14 protein-coding genes are annotated in these 24,627 nt (G+C 65.2%); 2 read left to right on the top strand and 12 right to left on the bottom strand.

Translation table 11 applies throughout. The annotated features are described in order from the left end of the window. Positions 1–3 precede the first annotated feature (3 nt). The 9 genes from LL962_RS08200 to prpB form a co-directional block, all read right to left on the bottom strand. Positions 4–954 (bottom strand): glycerophosphodiester phosphodiesterase family protein, encoded by a 951-nt coding sequence (locus LL962_RS08200; protein WP_228316534.1) that lies wholly within the window; start codon positions 952–954, stop codon positions 4–6. Positions 955–1,106: 152 nt separating this feature from the next. Further along, positions 1,107–4,073, bottom strand: a complete 2,967-nt coding sequence (locus tag LL962_RS08195) for a TonB-dependent receptor (RefSeq protein WP_228316533.1) — start codon at positions 4,071–4,073, stop codon at positions 1,107–1,109. A 632-nt stretch (positions 4,074–4,705) separates the two neighbouring features. Beyond that, positions 4,706–9,622, bottom strand: coding sequence for an alpha-2-macroglobulin family protein (locus LL962_RS08190; RefSeq protein WP_228316532.1), 4,917 nt, complete (start codon positions 9,620–9,622; stop codon positions 4,706–4,708). Between the two features lie 415 nt (positions 9,623–10,037). After that, positions 10,038–11,030, bottom strand: a complete 993-nt coding sequence (locus LL962_RS08185) for a nucleoside hydrolase (protein ID WP_228316531.1) — start codon at positions 11,028–11,030, stop codon at positions 10,038–10,040. A gap of 76 nt (positions 11,031–11,106) precedes the next feature. Further along, entirely contained in the window at positions 11,107–13,323 is a 2,217-nt protein-coding gene (locus LL962_RS08180; RefSeq protein WP_104584462.1) for a TonB-dependent receptor, read from the bottom strand. 393 nt (positions 13,324–13,716) lie between these two features. After that, positions 13,717–14,916, bottom strand: coding sequence for a 2-methylaconitate cis-trans isomerase PrpF (gene prpF, locus LL962_RS08175; protein WP_228316530.1), 1,200 nt, complete (start codon positions 14,914–14,916; stop codon positions 13,717–13,719). Positions 14,917–14,976: 60 nt separating this feature from the next. Continuing rightward, entirely contained in the window at positions 14,977–17,628 is a 2,652-nt protein-coding gene (acnD, locus tag LL962_RS08170; RefSeq protein ID WP_228316529.1) for a Fe/S-dependent 2-methylisocitrate dehydratase AcnD, read from the bottom strand. A gap of 156 nt (positions 17,629–17,784) precedes the next feature. Then, positions 17,785–18,939, bottom strand: coding sequence for a bifunctional 2-methylcitrate synthase/citrate synthase (gene prpC, locus LL962_RS08165; protein WP_228316528.1), 1,155 nt, complete (start codon positions 18,937–18,939; stop codon positions 17,785–17,787). 75 nt (positions 18,940–19,014) lie between these two features. Further along, complete coding sequence (gene prpB, locus LL962_RS08160; protein WP_228316527.1) at positions 19,015–19,911, bottom strand: methylisocitrate lyase; 897 nt, start codon at positions 19,909–19,911, stop codon at positions 19,015–19,017. A 145-nt stretch (positions 19,912–20,056) separates the two neighbouring features. On the opposite strand from prpB, the gene prpR reads away from it, so the two are divergent. After that, positions 20,057–21,649, top strand: a complete 1,593-nt coding sequence (prpR, locus tag LL962_RS08155; protein WP_228316526.1) for a propionate catabolism operon regulatory protein PrpR — start codon at positions 20,057–20,059, stop codon at positions 21,647–21,649. A gap of 202 nt (positions 21,650–21,851) precedes the next feature. Here the strand turns inward: prpR and LL962_RS08150 are convergent, their stop codons facing one another. The 3 genes from LL962_RS08150 to LL962_RS08140 all read right to left on the bottom strand — a co-directional run bounded on the left by LL962_RS08150 (position 21,852) and on the right by LL962_RS08140 (position 23,749). Further along, positions 21,852–22,178: a hypothetical protein gene (locus tag LL962_RS08150; protein ID WP_228316525.1), complete on the bottom strand. Its 327-nt coding sequence runs from the start codon at positions 22,176–22,178 to the stop codon at positions 21,852–21,854. Between the two features lie 555 nt (positions 22,179–22,733). Beyond that, on the bottom strand, positions 22,734–23,180 hold the full coding sequence (locus LL962_RS08145) for a hypothetical protein (protein ID WP_228316557.1): 447 nt from the start codon (positions 23,178–23,180) through the stop codon (positions 22,734–22,736). After that, positions 23,180–23,749: a lipoprotein gene (locus LL962_RS08140; RefSeq protein ID WP_104584478.1), complete on the bottom strand. Its 570-nt coding sequence runs from the start codon at positions 23,747–23,749 to the stop codon at positions 23,180–23,182. Before LL962_RS08140 ends, LL962_RS08145 begins: the two co-directional genes overlap by 1 nt. Before the next feature lie 56 nt (positions 23,750–23,805). Between LL962_RS08140 and LL962_RS08135 the strand changes: the two genes are divergently transcribed. Next, the gene (locus LL962_RS08135; RefSeq protein ID WP_228316524.1) at positions 23,806–24,213 is read left to right on the top strand and encodes a hypothetical protein; all 408 of its coding nucleotides are present in this window, start codon (positions 23,806–23,808) and stop codon (positions 24,211–24,213) included. Positions 24,214–24,627: the final 414 nt, after the last annotated feature.

Genomic DNA, 24,627 nt, shown 5'->3' with positions numbered 1-24,627 from the left:
CGCTCAGCGTTTTTCCAGCGTGGCGCGATAACGCAGCAATGCTTCCGGTGCATCGGTCTGGATGATGCTCACACCATCGCGGTACAGGCGCCCCCAGACCTTGTCCGGCTCGCGCACCGCATCGGCATCGCCGCCGTAGCCGGCGATGAAGCCTTCCCACAATGAGTTGACCATCAAGCGCACCTTGTGCGCCCTGCTCACCGCTGCCAGCGCCGGCAGTTGCGCTGCGCTCATCCGGGGCAATTCGAGCGCCATGGGGCGTGCGTTGCGGGTCTGCGCGGTGGCAATTGCCGCCAGATCGGCCGCGCCATGCGCGTTGATCAGGATCGGAAAGAAATACACGCTGTTGAATGGTGTCATTGCTGCCAGCGGTGGCGTGGCGATGCCGGCCTCTGCCTTCACGATGACCTGGTGCTGCATGCCCAGGCGCGCCACCGCATCGACCACCTGCACGTAGATCGCATCCTTGACGTCGAGGTTGAGCAGGATGCGGCCCTTGGATGCGGCCAGCATCTGCTCCAGGGTGACCACGCGCTGGTCGGTGAGCGGTGCCTGCGCGCCGCCTTCGTCGCTGCGCAGGCGCAGCTTCTGCAGGTCGGCCAGGGTCAGCTCGGACAGCTTGCCAGTGCCATCGGTGGTGCGGTCCACGCTGGCGTCGTGCAGCATTACCAGCGTGCCATCGGCGGCGCGGCGCACATCGGTTTCCATCACGTCGGCACCGATCGCGATGCAGCGCTCCAGCGCGGCCAGCGAGTTCTCCGGTGCAGGATCGGCGAAGCCATGCGCTGGCGCGGGCGCATGGCAGCCGCGGTGGGCAACCACCACGATGCCGCCCTGCGGATCAAGCAGACGTGCCTGGATGGCGGTCACGCCGATCAGCGCTGCACTGGCTGCGGTGGTGGTCATGGCCGCACACAACAGCGCAGCGAGGACGGCAACGGATTGCAAGGACATCGAAATGACTCCACTTGAAGGGAAGAATTCACTGCACGTTCGCCAGCGCAACAGGCCGGGCGCGAGCGGTCAGTACATGCGCCACCGGTCCAGGCTGGCACCACGCGATCGCGCCATGCACGCCGCAGCGAACAACGGTCTGTTGCCCTGGATCAAAACGCGGGCGTGAACCGCAGACCAATCCAATAGGTCGTCGGCACCGAATAACTGTCCTTGAGCAGGTTCTGCCCCGGGCCGGTTACGCTGGTGATGCGGCTATGGGTGAGGTTACTGACCTGGCCCACCAGGCTGAGCTGCTTGCTGATGGCATAGGTGGCCGTGAAATCCAGTTGCGAGCGCGGCGACCAGTACAGATCCTGCCAATCGATATTGCTGACAATCGAACGCAAGGCCTTGCCCTGCCGGTTGTAGGCCGCGCGCAACTCCAGGCCGCCGGTGTTGTAGAACAGCGTGGCGTTGGCGGTGTAATCCGGTTGCCCGACCAGGTTGTCGAGCTTGCGCTCGCGCTGGGTGACAGTGGTGCCGCTGCCTATGCTGTACGGCACATCGAGGCTGCCATCGAGCACGGCAACATTGACACTGAAGCCGACTCCGCTCAGCCACGGAACAAGCGGCGCCAGGGTGTTGACGATGCCGTTGAGCTCCACACCGCGGATACGTGCCTTCGCGGCATTGGCCGGCGTGCTGATCAGCGCATTGGCATAGGTGGTGCCGTCGAAGGTGTAGCTGTCGGTGCGCGAGAGCGTGAAGATCTCGTCCTGGATGCGCTTGTCGAACACCGCCGCGGAGGCGAATGCATCGAAATCACCGGGCAGGCGCCATTCCAGCGACAGATCCAGGTTATTGGACACGCGCGGCTTGATGTCGGGGTTGCCGATGGTCACGGTGACGCCCTGCGCATTCGGGTTGCCGGCGTCGGCCGTGTTGACGAAGCCGATCGAGGTGCGTGCGGCATATGCGTCGTAAGGCGGCCGGCCCAGCGTACGGCTGGCGCCGGCGCGCAGGTCCAGCGTGTCGGTCAGGTGGTAGGTCATGACGGCCGACGGCAACAGATAGGCGTAATCCGCGCTGGTCGGGTTGTCGACATACACATAGCGGTTGCTGGCGGTATCCAGCTGGCGCTGGCGACCGACGGTGTCGAGTCTGGTGCTGTCGTAGTGCAGGCCTGCCTGCACATTGAGCCGATCGCTGCGATAACTCACCAGGCCGTAGCTGCCGAAGATCTTTTCGGTATGGGTGAAGTTGTCCTGGTTGCTGAAGGCCTGCTGGTCGGTACTGTTGAATGCGCTCAACGGCGATGCCGCCAGCACGCGGTTGGCCTTGTCCGGATCGATGGTGATCAGGTTCAAGCCGGCGTAACGCAGCGGCGCCCTGCCGGTGCCCGCCACGTTGGCCAGGCCGAAGGCCGGCGCGCTGGTATTGGGTTGGTACTCCACGCGATAGATGTCGTAGGACGGCTTGTCGGTGGTGTACGACACGCCTGCCGCGAAGCCAGTGCCCTGATCGCTTTCGCCCTGATTGAAGCCGTAGTCGAGCCGACCGGTCAGAATGCGATCGGCGGCAGTGCGTTTGTAGTCAGGGCGCCAGTACGACAGGCTGTAATTGTTGAGGTTGTTGTAGGCCTGCGGCGACACACCGAAACGTTGATCGAAGCCGGACGTGTCATAGGCAAAGGCGTAGTCGGGTGTGGCGTTGATGGTCACGCCACTGCCGGTCTGCCCGACCGGCACCGGCGCTGGGCGCGTGATGCCGGTTGCGTACTTGATCATGCGAATGGGTTCGTCGTAGGTCGCATCCGACAAGGCCGCTCGTGCGGAGAACTGCTGCCGGTCGGTAGGACGCCAGAGCGTGCCCAGCTGGGCCACCTTGGTGCGCGTGGTCACGATCTGGTTGGAATAGCCAACCTCGACATCGCCACCTGGGTAACGGCCGGAGGTGGCGGTCTGCTCGAACACCTGACTGCGGTTGCGCGGGTCGATGATGACCTCGTTGCGCTCCATGTTGTCCTTGAAATAATAGTAGCCGGCCATGGCATACGCTTCGAGCGCCGCACTGGGCCGCATCTCGAACTTGCCGGTAACCCCGTAGCGGTCGCGCTGGTTCTGCACGTACCAGTATTTGTCCTGCTGCGGCACCGCCCAGCCATTGCCGAGATTGGCACCGGTCTGCAGCACACCGTTGTTGTCGTAGAACCCGTAATGCACCGTGTCGGTGGTCATGTGGGTTTCGGTATAGCTGCTGAGCGTCTGGTAGTTGGCCGACACCGTGAGCCCGTACTGTTGCTCGCTGCCGAAGGTGCGGCTGCCGGTGGCATTCAACCGATAGCCAAGATCGTCCTGGTCGCGCGGCTTGCCCACATCGTTGGCGTGGCCGAGCGCGGCTTCGGCGCTGAAGAATGGCTTGCCGCCGTTTTCGAATGCGCTGCGCGTCTTGAGGTTGATCGCACCGCCGGTGGCATTGGGATCCAGATCCGAGGTAAACGTCTTGACCACCTGCAACTCGCTGACCATCGAGGCCGGCAGCAGATCCAGCCGCACGCCGCGGGTGATCGACCCGAGCGTGCCGTTCGGCGTACCGGGTGATGCGATGGTGAGCCCATCGATGGTGACATTGTTGTAAGACGGCCCCAGGCCGCGCAGCACCGGCGTGGCCGCCTCGTCGCGCGGATGCTCGTTGTCGGTAGCCGGCAGTACCGACAACCCCGGAACGCGACGCAGCGCTTCCACAATCGTGCTGTCCGGCAGTGCGCGTACATCGGTGGCACTGATCACATCGGTGATGTTGGTCGCCGCACGCTTGCTTTCCACTGCGGCTGCGTTGGCGCGGCGCACGCCGGTGACCTGCATGGCGTCCAGTGTCTGCACGCCGGTTTTGGTTGCGGCGGCTGGTGCATCGGCGTTGGATACGTCACCTGGGGACGCGGCGGACTCTGTGCCTACCGCGTCGTCCGGTGCCGCGCTGGCGTCTGCGGGATCTACAGATAATGAAGGCGACGATGAAACGCTGCGCTCTGCGCTGGCAGACCTCGCGTTGGTCTGCGCCTGCAGCGCTGGTGAACATGCCGCGATGGCGACGGCGAGAACAGTCAAATGAAAACGGAACGAATCGGAGCGCTGCATGGAATCCCGGGAACGCGCAGCAAGGACGCCACGCCTGTGAGAAGGCACGCCACCGTAGCCAGTAGAAATGACCCCTGCGTGTCGCTTGCATCGCAATGCCAAGACAATGCGTAGCGGTGTCGCCAGAGACGAAGACGGTCGCCGGAGTCGCAAAGACCTTCAGTGCGGCGCTTCAAGAATCCCTCTCCCGGCCGGAGAGGGATTGGGGCGAGGGTACGAAGGCGAGGCAGTGAAGCAGTCGGTGCTTCAGGTCTGATGGCGCGTGGCGACGCGTTTGTCATGACAGGTGATGGTAGATCTCCGCGGCGCACCCTCATCCGCCCCTGCGGGGCACCTTCTCCCGACGGGAGTAAGGAATCGCTGACGGCACCGCTAAGTGGGCGGCCTTATCCCTCTTCACTCCTGCCGCAGGGCGATCAAAGCCCCTCTCCCTGCGGGAGAGGGGTTGGGGTGAGGGTACGAAGGCGAGGCAGTGAAGCAGTCGGTGCTTCAGGTCTGATGCCGCGTGGCGACGCGCTTGTCATTTCAGGTGATGGTAGATCTCCGCGGCGCACCCTCATGCGCCCCTGCGGGGCACCTTCTCCCGAGCGGGAGAAGGCAGAGTTTCGGTGTCCGTCAGAAATGGCGTGCCCCTACGGCTGCACCACCGTCATCGTCGCCGGCGTGCTGTGCCCCACCCCGCGCAGCTCCGGCCGGTACATGTCTTCCACCAGCGATGGCGGCACGGTGTATGTGCCCGGGGTGACCGCACGCACCAGATAATAGAGCTGCGCCTTGCTGCCCGACGAGAGCGCCAGAGCGGCCACATAGCGGTCGTCGCGGAACTCTTCGTGCTTGACGTCGGCGGCGCGGGAACGTTCGCTGATGCCGATGCCGTCCACCACCACGTCGGCCCACTGCTTGGCATCGCTCAGATTGAAGTTTTCGATCTCCAGGCCTGCCGGCAGCAGGTCGGTGAGCAATGCATCGGGCATCGATTCGTTGGCAGTGATGGTGACACGCACAATCAGCGCCTCGCCTTCCTTCAGCGCGCGCGGGCTCCACGGCTTACCGTCGGTGGTGTACCAGCTGCGCTCCACGCTAAGGTGGCGTGTGTCCGGCTCAGGCGCGCTGCGCGGGATGCCGGCCACTTCCAGGCTGGCGTACATCGGCGCCTCGCCCTGCGGTGCGAACTGCACGCCCCGCGCGAGCGCGGCGCCGTCGAAGCTGCGCGCGAACAGACGTGCCGCGGCGATCTGCTGCGCATCGCCGCCGACGGTGAGGGTGCCGGATACCTGCTTGCCCTGCCCGACCATCAAGGCCTTGCCCAGTCGCGCCAAGGCGACCTGTTCCTGCGTGCTCAGCCACAGTGGGCCACCGGCACGGCGTACATCCAGCGCGCGGCCGAGCGCCACGACCCGGGTATCGTACTCGGGCTTGGACAGGCCGCGTTCGTGCAGCAGGGCCATCATCAAGGCGTCGTCGCGAATCGCACTGCCATAGTCGCCGAAGTAACGCGGCCGCTCGGCACTGTCCTTGGCGAAACCGGCCTTGATCGCCGCCCCACCACGCTTGGTGTCGCCCTGCAACGACAGTGCCGCGCCCAGATGCACCAGCGACAGGCCGGTCAGCGCCTTGTCGCGCTGGTTGTCGTACAGCGCGCGCAGCGTCCCCAGCGGGGCACGGTTCACACGTGCCAGCACGTAGCCGGACCAGGCCTGGTTGGCGAACTTCAGATTCTCGCGGCGATCCTGCCCGTAGAACTCGTTGCCGCCGGAGAGCAGGTCTTCACTCAGGCGATTGAGTGCCTTCTGCAGCACGTTGTCGGGCACCGAGAAACCAGCGTCTCTGGCATCGAGCAGAAACTCGGCGATGTATGGCGTCAGCGCCGGACTGACATCGCCATCGTCTCCCCACATCGAAAAATGCCCACTGGCGATCTGCATCGAGGCCAGCCGCCCGAACGCGCCTTCCATCCGTTCGCGTCGCGTGGCCGCATCCAGACCCTGGGTGCCCAGCGCCCTGGCCGTGGCATCGTCGAGCAATAGCGCCGCATACCCCTTGCTGGTGGTCTGCTCGACGCAGCCGTACGGGTATTCCAGGGCACCCTGCAAGGCGCTGGCGAAAGGAATCGGCGGCAGCGGGCTGACCACCATGCGTGCGTTGACCGAGCCGGGCATCAGCCCATCGGCCGAGCCGCTGTCCAGGGTGATGGGTGCCAGCGGGTCGAGGACGCGGGTCTGCGCGCGCAACACCTGCGGCCAGCCTGCGCGTACCGGCAGCTCGTAGCTGCGGTCGGCCTTGGAACCATTGCCGTCCACGCGCACGCTCACCTTGGCCACGCGATAGCCTTCGGTGGCGGTGAGCGGGAAGCTCAGCGTCTGCTTGGCATCCACGCCGAGCTTGACGTTGCGCGACGCCTCGCCGATCGCCAGCGGGCCGATGGCGTCCACGCGCACATTGAACTCGCCCGGTTTACCGGTGAAATTCTGCACGTCCAGCGTCACCATGCTGCGGTCGCCTGGCGCCATCACCCGCGGCATGCTGGCCTCGGCCAGGATCGGTGCACGCACCACGGTTTCCATGTCGCGGTTGCCGTAGCGCGTGTCCGAATACACCAGCGCCGACACCCGCAGCGTGCCATTGAAGTCCGGCACCGGCAGCTGCACGCGCGCATTGCCCTTTGCATCGAGTTTGACCGAGCCGGAGAACAGATCCACGGTCTGCACGCGCGCGGTCGGGCGTTTGGCCTGCGGCAGCGCCTCCAGCGCCATGTCGCCGCCGAACTTGAGCTTGCCGCTGGCGCCCTCGAAGCTTTCGATCACCCGCCCGTAGATGTCGTAGGCGTCGGTGCCCAGGCGCCGTTGCGCGAAGAACTGCGCGTTGGCATCGGGCACCGGGAAGCGGGTGATGTTGAGGATGCCCACGTCCACCGCGGAAATGGTCACGTGCGCGGCCTTGCCGGCCAGCTCGGGCACGCTCACCGTCACCGGCAGCGGTTGCTCCGGACGCATCTGCTTGGGCGCGGACAGACCCACCGCCACGCGGCGGTGCTTGCGCTCCATCGGCACGAACGCCACGCCCACTGCGCGTGCAGGCGTGATCTTGCTCGGCGCGCTGCCGCCGCGGAACACCAGCGCGGTGACGTACACATCGTGGCGCTCCCAGGCATCGGTGACCGGGATGTCGAACGTGCTGCCTGGCTTGACGTCGATGTCCTGCACGTACAGCAGCTTGTCGCTTTCCACCAGCAGCACGCCCTTGCCTGCATGCGGCGGCGTCAGGGTGACGGTGAGCGTATCGCCGGCGCGGTAGCCGGTCTTGTCCAGCGCCAGCTTGACCTTGTCCGGTCGCGCATCCAACCCGCGGTTCTCGTCGTTCCAGCTCCAGCCGGCACGGAACGGGTAACGCGTGGTCAGCCCGGTGGCCGGGTCGAACACCTCCAGGCGGTACTCGCCCCATTCCACCGGGACATCCAGCCTGGCATTGCCGCTCCCCACGTCCAGCGTGCGCGTGTCCTTGTTCTCGAAGCGCCGGGTGAAGTCGTAATTCCAATGGTTGTCGCTGTAGTTCCAGTGGTAGTCGCGCAGCTCACGCACCAGCGTGGCCTTCAGGCCCTTGGCCGGCTGCAGTTTGCCGTCGGCATCCACGCGGGTGATCTCGAAACGGGCATTCGCATTGGCATCGGCGCCGTCCTTGTCGTCGAACAGCGGGCGCACGCCGACCAGGGCCTTGGCCGGCCACAGCACGCGCTTGAGGGTACGGGTCACAGTGCGCCCGCCGGTTTCGTACACGCTGCCGGAGACCACTGCGGCGATCGTGCTGACCGGCCTGGCTTCGGCCGGCAACGCGATGTCTTCGCGCAATACGCCATCGCTGCCGAACTCGGTGTCGATCACATCCTTGGCTTCGCGCGGCAGCTCCAGCGTGGGGTCGCCGAAGAACCAGCCCGGCAACGCGTCGAGCGGATGCTGCTCCACGCTGACCGCCAGCTTGGCGGTGAAGCGGTTGCCCTCGGCCGGCGCGCCATACAGATATGCGGCCGTGGCCTGCAGCTTGAACGGCTGACCGGCGCTCAAGGTCGTCTGCGCGCTATCCAGGTCCAGCTTCATGCGTTCGGGCAGGAACTCCTCCACGCGCACGGTCATGCCCTGCACCGCTTCCCTGCTGGCCGGGTCGGTGCGGAATTCCACCTGCCAGCGGCCGGTGGGTGCATCGGCGGGAATCTGCTGGGTGAATTCGAAATAGCCCTGCTCGCCCGGCTGCAGCCGGGTCTCGCGGAAGGTCTTGCCATCCGGCTGTTTCAGCCGCAGGAACACCGGCTGCCCGCCTTTCGTCGGCCCGGCGGTCGGCTTGCCGTCGTTGTCGCGCAGGATCGCCGACACCCGCATGGTCTCGCCAGGGCGGTACAGATCGCGTCCCGCCCAGGCGAACACGTCGAACCACGCACTCTGCCGCCCGGCGACCGCAAACTCGCTCAGATCCAGCGCCGGCTGGTTGAACGGCAGCATCGACAGATCGGTCTTGCTGCGCGCCACCAGCACATGGCCAGCGTCGAGCGTGTAGTTGAGCAGCGCGTTGCCATTACCATCGGTGGCGCCCTTGAGGAACAGCTCGCCCTTGGCATCCAGGATGTGCACTTCCACGTTCTTGATCGCCTCACCGCTCTGCAGCGAAGCGGTGTGCACGAACAGCTTGTCCTTGTAGGCCCGCGTGTGCAGGCCGATGTCGCTGACAGTGAAGAACGCGGTGTCGAACTCGCTGTCGAAACTGCCGGCGCGCTTCATCACCGCGAAGTACAGACCCGGCTCCTGCAGCTCCTTGATGTCCTGCGTGGGCAGGTAGGTCAGCGCGCGCTCGTTCTGCTTGCCGCCCAGGATGAAACGATTGACGTAGACCGGATCGGCCAGCTTGGACAGCGGCTGGCGATCGTCGTATTGGCTCTCCAGCTCCCAGCTGCCACGGCGCCCACCGCGCTGGAAATGCTTGAAGAACGCCGGCAGCGACTTCTCGCGCACGCGCAGGAATTCCACATCCACTTCCGGCACGTTGACCGACACCACCGGCAGGCCGCGGCTCTCGCGCGCGGGCAGCACGCTGCCCTGCGAGGCGAAGCCGGCCACCGGCTTGAGTTCGCCGGTGTGGACCTTTTGCTTGAGCGGCTTGCCCAGGCGGCTGCCGTCGGCGGCCAGCAGGTTGGCGTCGACCAACACCGTGTAGTCCTTGGCAGCTTCCACATACGGGTAGCGCAGCGACTTGCCGTCCTCCGACAGCGACCAGCTGCTGTCGCCGACCCCGGTCTTTTCCTCGAAACGCACCAGCGCATCGAAGTCCTGACTACCGACCAGCGGGCGTGAAAACTCCAGTACCAGCGACACGCCGTCGCCGCTCTGGTCGGGGTAGGCGCGCGCCAGTGCAAAACCGGTGATGGCCTGCCTGTCGGCCTTGATCGCCTCGCCACTGGGCGCAGGTAGTTGGCCGCTTTCGTTGCGCTTGCAGGCCACGATGCCCAGCGCCACCGTCAGCACCATCACCCACAGCAGCAGGCTTCGCGTGACCGACGCCCTCATCCTTGATTCCCGGCTGTCCATTCGTGCGATCCCATGATTGAGGACGCCAGTATAACGACGCGTTTCACCGTGCATGCACAGCTGGGCTGGCAGGGCTTCTTAACGCCCCCTCATCCGCCCTTCGGGCACCTTCTCCCGCACGCGGGAGAAGGAGTGCCGGGGTCGGACGCAGACACGATTATGCGAATCACTGTCACCGGCAACGCAGGGCGTCGCTCACCGTCGACGGGCCGGAAAACCGAATCGCCGACGCTGATCCGTTACCGGCTGTCCCGGTTCCCACAGGCGTCCCACCCGCACCATCAAGCACGTCCCCCCCTTCTCCCGTCAACGGGAGAAGGTGCCCGAAGGGCGGATGAGGGGCGGTTTGCGCCGTTGCACCGACGCCTCTTCTGACAACGCCGCAGCAGGCGTCTCAGTGCAGCAGCTGCTGCATGTACAACGCGATCAGCCCAGGCTTGTCCAGCCCCAGGCAGGCCTGCACGTTCGGGCTGCCCGGCCCTTCGCGGGTATACCCCTGCGCATCCACGTCCAGATGCAGCGCGGTCGTCGGACACAGCTGCGGTTGCAGCAACCAGGCCACCGGCACCACGTCGAACAGCGTGGGCGTGGCGCTGGCCCAAGGCTGGTCGGTGTTGCGCCATTGGTAGTAGAGCTGGGTCAGCGCGTCGGTCACCCCGTCGCCGTGCGCGAACAGCGCAATGCGCTCGGGTTCTTCCAGGGTGACCTGGGAGGCATCCAGCGGCAGCAGCACGATCGGCACTCCGGCGGCGAACACACGCTGCGCCGCCGGCACGTCGGCCAGGATGTTGTACTCCGGCGCCGGCGCGCTGGCCGGGCGATACGCGGACTTGCCATAGCCCACCCGCACCGATCCGCCCATCGCCACGATGCGCTTGAGCTTGGCAAAACCGGCCGGGTCGCGCTGTTGCGCCAGCGCCGCATCGGTCATCGGCCCCAGTATCAGCAAGGTCACCTGACCCGGGTGCTGGCGTGCCTGCTGCAGGATCATCGCCGCCGCGTCCGGCGATCGGTCCGGCAACCGGCCCCTGGCCGCCCAGCGTGCCTGGCTGAAGGGAATCGTGCTGGTCGTGGGTGCCCCCACCGCCAGCGGAATCTCGCCGCGCCCGGCCTGCTGCAACAAGCGCTGCAACAACTGCGCACGCAGGCGGGTGTCACCCCAGGCCGAGGCGATCCCCAGCACATCCAGCTGCGGGCTGCGCAGCAACAGGGCCAACGCGAAGGCATCGTCGATGTCGTCGCCGATGTCGGTGGAGACCACCACCTTCTCGGCCGCCAGCGGCACGACTGCGCGCGGTTCGGCCGGTGCAGGACGCTGCGCCCACGCGGCGGTAGACGCGCACCACATCGCCACCATCATCCACGCGCGTTGCCGGATCCACTGCATGTCCTCACTCCTGCCGCCATAAAAAAACCGCCGGCATGATAGCCGGCGGTCCGAGAGTGCTACACCACGACGCCGATCAGAAGTTGGCGCGGAACTGCGCACCGACGATGCGCGGATCGTTGATGAAGCCGGTGAGGTTGTTGAAGTCGATCGCGCCGGTCACGCGGATCTGGTTGGTGCAGTTGCGGCAGAACACCGACAACTCGTATGCACCCGCACCCCAGTTGTAGCCGATCTTGGCGCCACCCTCGACCAGCGGCTGGCCGGTGAACTCGCGCGAGTCGTACAGGAAGAAATTCACTTCGCTGCGGTAGGACCAGTCGGTGTAGAAGAACAGCTCGCCGTCATCGCCCATCGGGATGCCGTAGCGCAAGGTGGCATTGGCCATCCACTTGGCGGCCTGCGGCAGATCGTTGCCGTCGATCACGGCGCGGCCGGCCGCGTTGATCGGGTCGGTCACGGTGCAGGTGCGGCAAATGCCTACCGACAGGCCAGGATCGTCGATGCGGGTCCAGTTATAGGCACCGCCGGCGGTCACGCGCAGGTTCTGGGTGATCAAGGCTTCGAAGTCGAACTCGGCACCACGCGCCTTGGTCTTGTCGGCATTGAGCAGGCGCACGTCGTTGGACGCGCCGCCCACCGCGGTGAGCTGCTGATTCTTCACCCGGAAATCGTAGATGTCGAAGCTCAGCCGCGCGCGGTTGTCGAACAGATCGGACTTGATGCCGATCTCGAACGAATCCACCGTCTCCGGCTCGGCCACGGTCAGCGGCGCAGTGGCCGATGGCACGCCGAAGCTGGCGCCGCGGAAACCGCGTGCGGCACGCGCATACACGTTGACGTCGTCGTTGATGGCGAAGGTCGCTGCAAGATCGCCGGTGACCTTGGAGTTGTCGGTCTCGCCGCTGGAGGGGTTCTGCAGGATGACGCGGTCCAGCGCCAGCACGTCAAAGGTCTTCTTGTCGTAGGTGTAGCGGATACCGGCGCGCAGGTTCAGGCGATCGGTGGCCGCATAGTTCAACGAACCGAACGCCGCCCACGAGGTGTTGCGCTGGCGGGTCAGCTGGTAGCTGGCCAGGCTGCCGCCGCTGAAGGTGTTGTAGGTGTAGTTCTCGCCCTCCACGTCATCGTGGAAGTAGTACAGACCGGCCTGCCAGTTGAGCGGGCCTGCGTACTGCGATTCGGCGCGCAGCTCCTGGCTGTACTGGTCCAGATTCTTGATGCCGCCGGCGGTCTCCACCGGGAACGGAATCACGCCCGGGCCGGACGGCGGTGCGAACACTGCGCCGAAGCCGCCGTCGATGTCGCCGCGGCTGTAGTACTTGCCGATGCCTTCGTAGGCGCTGATCGAGTGCAAGGCGATGTCGCCCAGGTCCCAGGTCAGCGTGGCGCTACCGCCGTAGGTCTGCAGTTCCTGGGTGTTGGCGCCGTCGATGGAGGATCGCTCGGCATCGAAGCCATCCACCAGCTGATTGGTGCCGGGCTGGATGATGTTGGCGCGGAACAGCCGCGCGGTGCCGTCCAGATGGCGCGCATGCGCATTGAACAAGGCGCTGAAATCGTCGCTGGCCTGATACAGCAGCTGCAGGCGCACGGCCGAGTCGGTATAGCCTTCCAGGTCGCGTCCGTCGCGATTCTCCACCCAGTCGTCGCGGCGCTGGCCCAGGGTGGACAGACGCGCGGCCCAGTGCTCGCCCATCGCGATGCTCAGGCCGCTCTCCAGGGTCATGGTGCCGTAGGTGCCATACGACAGGCTGGCGTAGCCATCGTTGGCGCCGATCGCCGGCTTGACCGAATTGAACTTGACCACGCCGGCCGGCGTATTGCGGCCGAACAGGGTGCCCTGCGGGCCGCGCAGCACTTCCAGACCTTCCAGATCGAAGATCGGGAAGCCCTTCAGGAACGCGTTTTCCTGCACCACGTCGTCATAGATCAGCGACACCGGCTGCGAGGCGTAGGTGTTGAAGTCGGTATTGCCGTAGCCACGGATGTACACGCGTGGGAACACGCGGCCATTGGAGGATTCGATGTTGAGGCTGGGTGTCTTGCCGGCCAGCACGCGGATGTCCGAACCGCTGGTGGCGATGGCATCCAGGAATTCGGGGCGCAGCACCGATGCCGACACCGGCACGTCCTTGGAGTCTTCGGAGCGGCGCTCGACCGTGACCTTGACCGCGTCCAGCCGCACGACACCGTCGTCGCCGGGCGCCTGCTGGGCGGCGGCATGGAGCGGGAGGAGGGACGCGACGGCAACGGCGAGCACGCTGATCTTGAGCGACCGGCTGGCTGACATGGAAAGAACTCCGGAATTCGGGTGACGGGACGGCCGCGTCTGCATGCCGCGGTGCAACAGAATTAACACGATTTACACAAATATGGCAGAGCCCGTACGAAAAAGTTTCTTTAATTCGAAATGCCGTTCGAATTAATGCAACAGGACTGTGCAATCTGTGTGCCGCCCCCACGCGCTGTAAAGACGGTCTAAAGCCCGCCAGGCAACGCGCGCCGGTTTGGGGAGGCTGTTTCAGGCGGGATCGTCGAGACCGGCCGCGCGCAGCTGTCGCCCATCCCCCCCTGCAGGCACCGGCCTCGCGCCGACCAGCCAAGGCCGCCATCCTCTGAACCTGCAACGTCCGTCTCAGACCAAGTTTCGGCAGAAACATGCCGGCGCCCGCCAGCGCGGGCCTCAGCGTGTGCCGGCAGCCTCGTCCGGCACCCGCACCCAGCCTTCCATCAACACCCGTGCGCTGCGGCTCATCAGTGCCCTGGTCACCTGCCATTGCCCGTCGACGCAGTTCGCCTCGGCCCCGACCCGCAAGGTCCCGGAGGGGTGCCCGAATCGCACTGCCGAACGCGCGGCTCCGCCCGCGGCCAGGCTGACCAAGGTCCCCGGTACGGCGGCTGCAGTGCCGATGGCAACGGCGGCGGTCCCCATCATCGCGTGATGCAGCTTGCCCATCGACATCGCACGCACCAGCAGATCGATCCCGTCCGCGCGCACCGGCTTGCCGCTGGATGCGATGTAGTCGGCCGGTGGCGCCACGAACGCGACCTTGGGCGTGTGCTGCCGCGTCGCTGCGTCTTCCACCGTCGCGATCAGGCCCATCCGTACGGCGCCGTGCGCGCGCAATGTTTCGAACATGGTCAACGCGCGCGGGTCGCCATTGATGGCGTCCTGCAACTCGGTGCCGGCGTATCCCAGATCGCGCGCATTGACGAAGATGGTTGGAATGCCGGCGTTGATCAGCGTCGCATCGAGCCGGCCCAGGCCGGGAATGTCCAACTGGTCGATGAGATTGCCGGTAGGAAACATCGCCCCGCCCTCGCCTTCGGCATCGTCGGCCGGGTCGAGGAATTCCAGCTGTATTTCGGCCGCGGGAAACGTCACGCCATCCAGTTCGAAGTCGCCGGTTTCCTGCACCTGCCCGTCCACGATCGGCACATGCGCCAGGATGGTCTTTCCGATGTTGGCCTGCCAGATCCGCACCGTACAGGTGCCATCACGCGGGACGCGGGCCGGATCGACGAAGCCGTTGCCGATCGCGAACGGCCCCACTGCGGTGCTGAGATTGCCGCAGTTTCCGCTCCAGTCCACGAACGCGGTGTCGATGGCGACCTGGCCATACAGGTAGTCCACGTCGTGGTCGGGTACCGAAGCGGCTGCAATGATCACGCACTTGCTGGTGCTGGAGGTGGCCCCGCCCATGCCGTCGATGTGCTTGGCATAGGGGTCGGGCGATCCAATCACGCGCATCAGCAGCGCGTCACGGGCCGGCCCGGGCGTCTGTGCCGCAGCCGGCAGATCCTGCAGACGGAAGAACACTCCTTTGCTGGTGCCGCCGCGCATGTAGGTGGCAGGGATACGGAGTTGGGGAAGATGGGTCATGAAAAGGCCGGGAAAGGGGATTCGGGAGTGGGGATTTGAGTGGCGGCAGGAAACCAGGAATCAGGGACGCTGATGCGCTTGCGGTGCTGATATCGCCTTTAACGAATCCCGACTCGCCAATCCCGAATCCCGGCTCTCTAAGAAATCCTGCGCGAACCTCTGCAGCACACCACCGGCTTCGTAGATCGATACTTCCTCTGCAGTGTCCAGCCGGCACGTCACCGGAACCTGCAGCTGCTCGCCATTGCGCCGATGGATCGAGAGTGTCAGCGTGGCGCCCGGCGTGCGCTCACCGGCCACATCGAAGGTCTCGCTGCCATCGATACCAAGGGTCTTGCGGTCGGTTCCAGGTTCGAATTCCAGCGGCAGCACGCCCATGCCGATCAGGTTGGTGCGGTGAATCCGCTCGAAGCCTTCGGCCACGATCGCTTCCACCCCCGCCAGCCGCACGCCCTTGGCGGCCCAGTCGCGCGAGGAGCCCTGCCCGTAATCGGCGCCGGCAATGATGATCAGCGGCTGCTTGCGTGTCATGTAGGTTTCGATCGCCTCCCACATGCGCAGCACCTGCCCGTCCGGCTCCAATCGCGTCAGCGAACCGGCCTTGATCTGCCCATCGACCACTGCCATTTCATTGATCAACTTCGGATTGGCGAAGGTGGCGCGCTGTGCGGTGAGGTGATCGCCGCGGTGGGTGGCGTAGGAATTGAAGTCTTCCTCCGGCACGCCCATCTGCGCCAGATATTCGCCGGCCGCACTGCTGGCCAGGATGGCATTGGAGGGCGACAGGTGATCGGTGGTGATGTTGTCGCCCAGCACCGCAAGCGCACGCATGCCCTGCAGCGTGCGTACACCGGCCAGCGCGCCTTCCCAGTACGGCGGGCGGCGGATGTACGTGCTCTGCGGGCGCCAGTCATAGAGCGGGCTGACGCGGGCGCCCTGCCCCACGCTGCGCTTGAACATCGGGTCGTACACGCTGCGGAAATGCTCCGGCTTGACGCTGCGTGCCACCACGGCATCGATCTCGGCATCGCTTGGCCACAGATCCTTCAACGTGACCGGCACACCAGCGGCATCGATACCGAGCACGTCCTTTTCGATATCGAAGCGCACCGTGCCGGCGATCGCGTAGGCGATCACCAATGGCGGCGAAGCCAGGAACGCCTGTTTGGCATACGGATGGATGCGCCCGTCGAAATTGCGGTTCCCGGACAACACCGCGGTTGCGTACAGATCGCGATCGATGATTTCCTGCTGGATGGCCGGATCCAGCGCGCCGCTCATGCCGTTGCAGGTCGTGCACGCGAACGCCACGATGCCAAAGCCCAGCTGTTCCAATTCGCTCAGCAGGCCGGCCTCTTCCAGATACAGCTGCACGGCCTTGGACCCCGGCGCCAGCGAACTCTTGACCCAGGGCTTGCGGGTCAGGCCACGCGCATTCGCATTGCGTGCCAGCAGGCCTGCGGCAATGACGTTGCGCGGGTTGGAGGTATTGGTGCATGAGGTGATCGCGGCGATGATCACCGCGCCATCGGGCATCTGCCCCGGCGCCTCGTCCCAGGCACCGGCGATGCCGCGGGTTGCCAGTTCGCTGGTGGCCACGCGCTTGTGCGGGTTGGAGGGCCCGGCCATGTTGCGCACCACGCAGGACAGATCGAACCGCAGCACACGTTCGTACTGCGCTGTTGCCAGGTCGTCTGCCCACAGCCCGGTGTGGCGTGCGTAGGTTTCCACCAACGTCACCTGCGCATCGTCGCGACCGGTCAGGCGCAGGTAATCGATGGTCTGCTGGTCGATGTAGAACATCGCCGCGGTCGCACCGAATTCCGGCGTCATATTGGAAATGGTGGCGCGGTCGCCGATGGTCAGCGCGCTGGCACCGCTGCCGAAAAATTCCAGATAGGCACCCACCACGCGTTGCTGACGCAGGAACTCGGTCAACGCCAGCACGATATCGGTGGCAGTGATGCCCGGCGCTGGCCGCCCGGTCAGCTCGACACCCACGATATCCGGCAGGCGCATCCACGAAGCGCGTCCCAGCATCACGTTCTCCGCTTCCAGCCCGCCCACGCCGACCGCGATCACGCCCAACGCGTCCACATGCGGAGTATGGCTGTCGGTCCCCACGCAGGTATCCGGGAACGCCACGCCATCCAGCGTGTAGATCACCGGCGACATCTTCTCCAGATTGATCTGGTGCATGATCCCGTTGCCCGGTGGAATCACCTCCATGTTCTCGAACGCGCGCTTGGTCCACTCGATGAAGTGGAAGCGGTCGGCGTTACGGCGGTCTTCCACATCGCGATTCTTGGCGAACGCCTGCTTGTCGAATCCCGCGTACTCCACTGCCAACGAGTGATCCACGATCAACTGTACCGGCACCACCGGATTGACCTGGGCCGGATCGCCGCCTTGCTCGGCGATGGCATCGCGCAGACCGGCCAGGTCCACCAGGGCGGTCTGTCCCAGGATGTCGTGGCAGACCACCCGTGCCGGGAACCACGGAAAATCCAGCTCGCGCTTGCGCTCGATCAGCTGGCGCAGGTAGGCCTCCAGCTGCTGCGGCTCGGCGCGCCGCACCAGGTTTTCCGCATGCACGCGCGCGGTGTAAGGCAGCGCCGCATACGCACCGGGCTGCAATGCGTCCACTGCTGCACGCGCGTCGAAGTAATCCAAGGAAGTGCCCGGCAAGGGCTTGCGGTACTGGCTATTCATGGCTGGCGACATCACGAAGCGGGCGGGGTCTGTTGCGGTTGCGGTTGCGGTTGCGGTTATTTCTGGTGTTGCTACTGGCCGCTGACGCTCTTCCTTCTCCCGCGTGCGGGAGAAGGTGCCCGAAGGGCGGATGAGGGCCACCTGCCACCAACGATGTCAGTCACGCTGATCCAGCGGCACGAACACCTGATCCTCCGGGCCGGTGTAGTTCGCCGAGGGACGGATGATCTTGCCGTCCACCCGCTGCTCGATGATGTGCGCGCTCCACCCGGCCGTCCGTGCCAGCACGAACAACGGAGTGAACATCGCCGTCGGCACCCCCATCATGTGGTAGCTCACCGCGCTGAACCAATCCAGATTCGGGAACATCTTCTTGATGTCCCACATCACCGTTTCCAGACGTTCGGCGATGTCGTACATCTTGCGGCTGCCCTGCTCCTCGGACAGCTCGCGCGCCACGTCCTTGATCACCTTGTTGCGCGGATCGGACACCGTGTACACCGGATGCCCGAAGCCGATCACCACTTCCTTGCGCTCCACCCGCGTCTTGATATCCGCCTCGGCCTCATCCGGCGTGTCGTAGCGCTTCTGCACTTCGAACGCCACTTCATTGGCGCCGCCATGCTTGGGGCCGCGCAGCGCGCCGATACCACCGGCGATGGCGCTGTACATGTCGCTTCCAGTTCCGGCAATCACGCGGCAGGCGAAGGTGGACGCATTGAACTCGTGCTCTGCATACAGGATCAGGCTGGTGTGCATCGCGCGTACCCACGAATCCTTTGGCGCAAACCCGTGCAGCAAATGCAGGAAATGCCCGCCGATCGAATCGTCATCGGTCTCCACCTCGATGCGCTTGCCGTTATGGCTGTAGTGGTACCAGTACAGCAGCATCGAGCCCAGCGAGGCCATCAGCTTGTCGGCAATGTCGCGCGCGCCCGGATGATTGTGGTCGTCCTTCTCCGGCTGCAGGCAGCCCAGCACCGACACGCCGGTGCGCATCACATCCATCGGATGCGCCGACGGCGGCAGTTGTTCCAGCGCCGCTTTCACTGCCGCCGGCACGCCGCGCAGCGAGCGCAGTTTGGCCTTGTAGCCGCGCAGCTCGCCGCTGTTGGGCAGCTTGCCGTGCACCAGCAGGTAGGCGATTTCCTCGAACTCGCTGGTGGTGGCCAGATCGAGAATATCGTAGCCGCGGTAGTGCAGATCGTTGCCGCTGCGCCCCACGGTGCACAGTGCGGTATTGCCGGCGGCGGTACCGGACAGGGCAACGGATTTTTTCGGCTTGAAACCGGGAATGGCGGTGTCGTTCATGCGATGAGCTCCCAAGCGGTGGCGTAGTGCGATGTCACTGACGAAATGACGGAACCTGTGCGCGGCAATGCGCGATCATGCGCCCTTGCGCGCGAACAGCGCATCCAGACGCTGCTCGTAACCGTGATAGCCGATGCGTTCGTACAGTTCCTCGCGCGTCTGCATGCTTTCCAGCACGGCTTGTTGGTGCCCGTCGCGCCGGATCGCTGCATAGACCGCTTCGGCGGCTTTGTTGGCGGCACGGAACGCCGACAACGGAAACAACTGGATCGCCACGCCAGCCTGCGCCAGCTGCTCGCGCGTGAACAGCGGCGTCTTGCCGAACTCGGTGATGTTGGCCAGCACCGGCACCTTCACCGCATCGACGAAGCGCTGGTAGGTCTCCAGATCGTAGGCTGCCTCGGCGAAGATGCCGTCCGCGCCAGCCTCGACGCAGGCGATGGCGCGCTCGATGGCCGCCTCCACGCCTTCCATCTGGATCGCATCGGTACGCGCGATCAGGAAGAACGCCGGATCGGTCTTGGCATCGGCTGCCGCCTTGACCCGGTCCACCATCTCGCCCTGGCTCACGATCTCCTTGCCCGGCCGATGCCCGCAGCGCTTGGCGCCCACCTGGTCTTCGATATGGCACCCGGCCGCGCCCGCCTTGATCAACGACTTGATGGTGCGCTCGATATTGAACGCGCTCGGCCCGAAGCCGGTGTCCACGTCCACCAGCAGCGGCAGTTCGCAGACGTCGGTGATGCGGCGCACGTCGATCAGCACGTCTTCCAGCGTATTGATGCCCAGGTCAGGCAGCCCGAGCGAGCCGGCCGCCACGCCGCCGCCGGACAGATAGATGGCCTGGTAGCCCGCACGCTGGGCCAGCAGCGCATGGTTGGCGTTGATCGCGCCGATGACCTGCAACGGCGACTCGGCGGCCAGCGCTGCGCGGAAGCGCGTGCCGGCAGTGGCGGTGGAAGAAGAGGTCATGGCGATTCCTGCGATGAGATAGCGATAAGTTCGCAAACGGCATGCCAAGCTTAAGTTCTTGATTAATAAACACGTCACCGTCCCATCCGTTGCACGCAAGAAACACCTGTTGCAACATGAAACACCATTGAAACGCAATCATCCGATGCCTAGTCCCTCCCCTGCCAGCCCTCCGGATGCGGCCACGCCCATTATCTGGACCGTGAGCGTCTCGCGGTTGACCGGGCTGCTGGCCGATGTCATCCCCGAATTCGATCAGCGCGCGCGCATAGAGCAGATCAACCTGGGCTTCGCCGAGGCGGTTGACGTCATCGGCCAGCGTCTGCGCCGCGAGCGTTGCGACGCACTGGTGGCTGGTGGCTCCAATGCCGCGTACCTGCGCGGCCGCCTCGCATTGCCGCTGGCACCGATCCAGGCCACCGGCTTCGACCTGATGGAGGCGCTGGCGCGCGCGCGCCGCATCGCACCGCGCATCGGCGTGGTGACACATGCCAGCGACGTCCCCTCGTTCCAGGCTTTTCAGACCAGCTTCGACCTGGACATCGAACATCGCCGCTTCGTCACTGCCGAAGACGCGCGCGACTGCATCGCCGACCTGCGCACTGCCGGCATCCAGGTCATCGTCGGCACCGGCATGGCGATCGATTTCGCCGAGCAGGCCGGACTACCCGGCGTGCTGCTGTATTCGGCCGCGTCGGTGCGGCAAGCGCTCGAACAGGCCATCGCGCTGGGCAGCGCCGCCACCGGCCAGCAGCGCATGCCCTCCCGTGGCAGCACGCGCGGAGCCCGCCGCACTGACGCCCTGCTGGGCGAAGACGCGCCCATGCGGCACGCGCGCGAACTGGTACAGCTGTACGCCCCACATTCGGGCACCGTATTGATCAGCGGCGAGACCGGCACCGGCAAGGAACTGGTCGCGCGACAACTGCATGCCGGCAGCCGGCGGCGCGGCCGCTTCGTCGCCATCAACTGCGGCGCCATCAGCGAATCATTGCTGGAGGCCGAACTGTTCGGCTACAGCGATGGCGCCTTTACCGGCGCACGCCGCGGCGGCCACACCGGCCTGATCGAAGCTGCGCACGAAGGCACCTTGTTCCTCGATGAAATCGGCGAGCTCCCTACGCCGCTGCAGACTCGCCTGTTGCGCGTCCTGGAAGAACGCGAGGTGCTGCGCGTCGGCGCCACCCTGCCAGTGGCGGTGGACGTGCGCGTGGTCGCCGCCAGCCTGCAGGACCTGCATGCCCTGGTCGAGCAGGGCCGCTTCCGGCGCGACCTGTTCTATCGCCTGGCGGCACTGCGCATCGCCCTGCCGCCGCTACGCAACCGACCCGACGCCATCGCGCTACTGCTCGCGCATTACTTCCAGCAATTGGGCAATGGTGCCTCGCCCTTGTCCGAAGACGCCTTGCAGCGGCTGCAATCGCACGCCTGGCCCGGTAACGTGCGCGAACTGCGCAATCTGGTCGAACGCCTGTGCATCCACTGGAAGGCTCAGCCGCGCGACAGCCTTGGCCTGGATCAACTGGAAAGCTGGGCGCCTGAATTATTCGATATGCGCAGTGGCAGCGGGGCGGCATCGGACCCTACCGATCTTGCAACCTCGCGCCTGCAACTCACTGCAGCGGCGGTCCGCGCAGCGCTGGATCGCGCAAACGGCAATCGCGCCCTAGCCGCACAGGCCCTCGGCGTCTCGCGCACCACCTTGTGGCGCTGGATGCAGACGCACGCGCCGACATGATCTGCCTGAGGACAGCTGCGGGCCTTGGGACTTGCCTGCCCAGGCTGCAAGCGCAGCCTCGGTGGCGCGTCTTTGCAACGCAGGATTCGCGGTCAGCGGCAACCGGTCGTGCGATGCGCTCCACCCGACGGGAGCGCTGCTACGCCGGCGATGTGATCGCGCCGCCGCTGCCAGGCACTCGCCATCAAAGCGCGTACAGCGCTCACTTGACCCGCGTGTACTCGGTATCGCCAGTACTCAAATGACCGGTCGCCTGGTCGATCGCGTAATTGACGGTGCCATCGGCGCTGGAGACCTGCAGCACGCCCTTGTTCAAGATCGCCGGATGATTCTTCGTCCTGACTCCACTGCCGGACAGCTCCGGCGTGGTATCGCGAATGATGAAGCTCTCGCCGTTGTGCTCGATGCTCAAGACGTTGTTCTGCGACTTCACGTTGACCCACTTGCCCACGTACTGCTCGCCGACATCGCGCGCGCAGCCTGCCAGCACCAGGGTCGCCACCAAAACAGGTCCAAGCAGCGTCTTCATCGCCACTCCATCTCAAAAGGGGCCTTGCAGGATGGCAATTCATTGTCGAGCTCGCAACAACCGGGGACCAACTCGGCAACTTTCAGTGCGTCGTGTCGCAGCCACCATTCAGACCTTAGCGCTGCGCACGACAGGGCCTGCGGCCGACCATTGATCCTGGCTACCGATCTGCGGTAATGCCTGCCTCCGCTAGTACCGAGCGACCCGATGACTGTCTCTACGTACCCGCGCCTGCAAGCACTGCAGGCGATCGCCCCTCGCATCTACGGCCGTCGCTGGCGGGCGCCTGCGGCGCGCGCGATCTGCTCAATCTGAGCAGGCAGAAGTATTGCCTTCAAGAATTACAGCAAACATTTCCAAACGGACGCCACCGCCACACCGGAGGCAACAACCCACGTTAGCCCGAAGCCGCCAACGATGCGGCGCTGAAGGGCCAGATGCCAGCGGCGCCCTCCGTTGACATTTTAGAGATAGGCGCTGCTGCGCCTCAAGCTCCGTTGCGGACCTGTCTACAGCAGGCACGGCCGAGCACCCCAGCCGTGCCCGCGTTAAGCGCTACCGCGGGTCGACAATCACCCGCGCCGGCGAGCCATACAGCACCAGCACGCGCTGACCGACCGGCAATGCCGGGTCGGCGCCCTGCACGATGGTCATGAGGTTGCCGTTTTCGGTCTGCACCACGTACTCCCTGCCCTGGGCGCGCGACACGCCGCGCTCGGCGGCCGCACCAGCAATGGCGCCAACGACCATGCCGCCGATGGCACCGGCGGCATTTGCACGGCCACTACCACCCAGCGATGAGCCGGCGATGCCGCCCATGCCGGCACCGGCAAGGGCGCCGCCGCCCTGCGTGCCGTCGATGCTCACCAGCCTGGCGCTGACGATTACTCCGGACACGGTGCGGTTGACCTGACCCACCGCGCCGACGCCGTAGCTGTCAGGCCGGACATTGGGCGCACATGCTGCAAGTAGCAACACTAGCAACAGCGCCAGCAGCTTCATCACTGCCCAGCTCCTTTCGCAGCTGGGAACATCGGCTTGGACGCATCAACGGTTTCCAGCGCCTGCAGGAACTGGGCGATGTTGTTCTGCACCGACCGGTTGACGGATTCGCGCGCACGGATCACGCCAGCGAACGCGTAGCCCGCCGGAACAGTGCCGGACGCCGCGATGTCCTGCGTGTAAATGATCGCACCTGTTTCGCGGTCGATCAGTTCGTAGCGCGCGGCAGAATCGGTGGTCATGGATGCCCCGAACGATGGCACGTCGAGCTTCAACACCTTCACCGACAGACTGACCTTGCGCGGGGCGTCGTCGCGGAAGATCACCATGCGGTTGACTGCCTCGACAAGCGCGGACTGCCAGAGCGTGGGAATCTGCCCTTCAGCCCAAGCAGGCAGCTCCCCGGTTTTTTCGTCCGGCCGGGCCAGCGTGACCGTTAGCGACTTCAGCTCAGCATCGACCTTCTTCGACGCCACGCCCACGTTGGGCACGGAGAAGTTCATCGGCGGATTGCTTGCGCAACCGGCAAGCGCGAGAACAGCGACAGCAGCGAGCAACAGCTTCTTCATACAACCCCCTGTGAATTAGATAGCCCGGTCATTGCGGCCGGCGCACCAGGGGGGCCTTGATCGCCAATCCCTGGCAGGCGCGACTGTACACGAAACAGCGCCCATATACGCTCGGCCTGGTGCACCGCCATGTCACCGTAAATGGAAAGGGGGTCCATAGTGCGGACACCCTTCCGGCTTCGTTGGCACGACGAGGCGAGACCACTGCTGATGGGCCGACCACCGCCTATCATCTTTTAAACCTCGCGTTGCAGATGGTCGAGGACACCGTCGGCCTGCCGTGGTTCGTGGCCCTGGATATGTGCGAGTGCCTGGCCATCCTCATCGAGATGCCCTCGGCCGACTCGATGAGGATGAGCGAGCTGATGTCGGCCCACTCACCCCGCCCAGCCGCAAGCCCAAGCGCTTCAATCGCTGAATCACACATCTACCGCCTAGATGGTGTCGAGCCGCCCGCCCGCTAGCACCCGCGATGCCCCTTGGCCCTGTAGCATCGCGCCGACGTGCTGAGCCAGCCTGCGGTGATTCGCGCCGCTGGATGTGTGCGAGAGGGTGTCGGCATACTACCCCCTTGGCGGCGCACAGCAGGCCGCTGCCATCAATGAGTCCAGACGCTACCCACTCCCCTGGCCGGATGCGCCCTGGAGACCAGTCACTCCGCAAACACCGGATCACGCGCGGCGTGCCGCCAACCGCTCATACCAGGCCACCGAGCTGGCGGGCGGTGGACAGATAGCGCAGATAGGCCGCGATCCAAGACGTTGTACGTGCACGAGTCGCCGGGGATTGCTCGTAAGGGCTCCGGAAACTCCGAATCCCATACCGTCCTAGCCAAGGAAGATTGAACCGCCCCGCTTTTCCCGGAGACTCCTTGGTTT

The organism is Xanthomonas sp. NCPPB 1067, assembly GCF_020783795.1.
In the GTDB taxonomy this organism is placed as follows: domain Bacteria; phylum Pseudomonadota; class Gammaproteobacteria; order Xanthomonadales; family Xanthomonadaceae; genus Xanthomonas; species Xanthomonas melonis.
The sequence above is the reverse complement of the archived record's forward strand: the minus strand, read 5'-3'. Positions and strand labels throughout refer to the sequence as shown.

Coding starts and splice junctions, on each gene's coding strand:
- LL962_RS08200 (WP_228316534.1), bottom strand. CDS start 954: ATGTCCTTGCAATCCGTTGCCGTCCTCGCTGCGCTGTTGTGTGCGGCC.
- LL962_RS08195 (WP_228316533.1), bottom strand. CDS start 4,073: ATGCAGCGCTCCGATTCGTTCCGTTTTCATTTGACTGTTCTCGCCGTC.
- LL962_RS08190 (WP_228316532.1), bottom strand. CDS start 9,622: ATGAGGGCGTCGGTCACGCGAAGCCTGCTGCTGTGGGTGATGGTGCTG.
- LL962_RS08185 (WP_228316531.1), bottom strand. CDS start 11,030: ATGCAGTGGATCCGGCAACGCGCGTGGATGATGGTGGCGATGTGGTGC.
- LL962_RS08180 (WP_104584462.1), bottom strand. CDS start 13,323: ATGTCAGCCAGCCGGTCGCTCAAGATCAGCGTGCTCGCCGTTGCCGTC.
- prpF (WP_228316530.1), bottom strand. CDS start 14,916: ATGACCCATCTTCCCCAACTCCGTATCCCTGCCACCTACATGCGCGGC.
- acnD (WP_228316529.1), bottom strand. CDS start 17,628: ATGAATAGCCAGTACCGCAAGCCCTTGCCGGGCACTTCCTTGGATTAC.
- prpC (WP_228316528.1), bottom strand. CDS start 18,939: ATGAACGACACCGCCATTCCCGGTTTCAAGCCGAAAAAATCCGTTGCC.
- prpB (WP_228316527.1), bottom strand. CDS start 19,911: ATGACCTCTTCTTCCACCGCCACTGCCGGCACGCGCTTCCGCGCAGCG.
- prpR (WP_228316526.1), top strand. CDS start 20,057: ATGCCTAGTCCCTCCCCTGCCAGCCCTCCGGATGCGGCCACGCCCATT.
- LL962_RS08150 (WP_228316525.1), bottom strand. CDS start 22,178: ATGAAGACGCTGCTTGGACCTGTTTTGGTGGCGACCCTGGTGCTGGCA.
- LL962_RS08145 (WP_228316557.1), bottom strand. CDS start 23,180: ATGAAGCTGCTGGCGCTGTTGCTAGTGTTGCTACTTGCAGCATGTGCG.
- LL962_RS08140 (WP_104584478.1), bottom strand. CDS start 23,749: ATGAAGAAGCTGTTGCTCGCTGCTGTCGCTGTTCTCGCGCTTGCCGGT.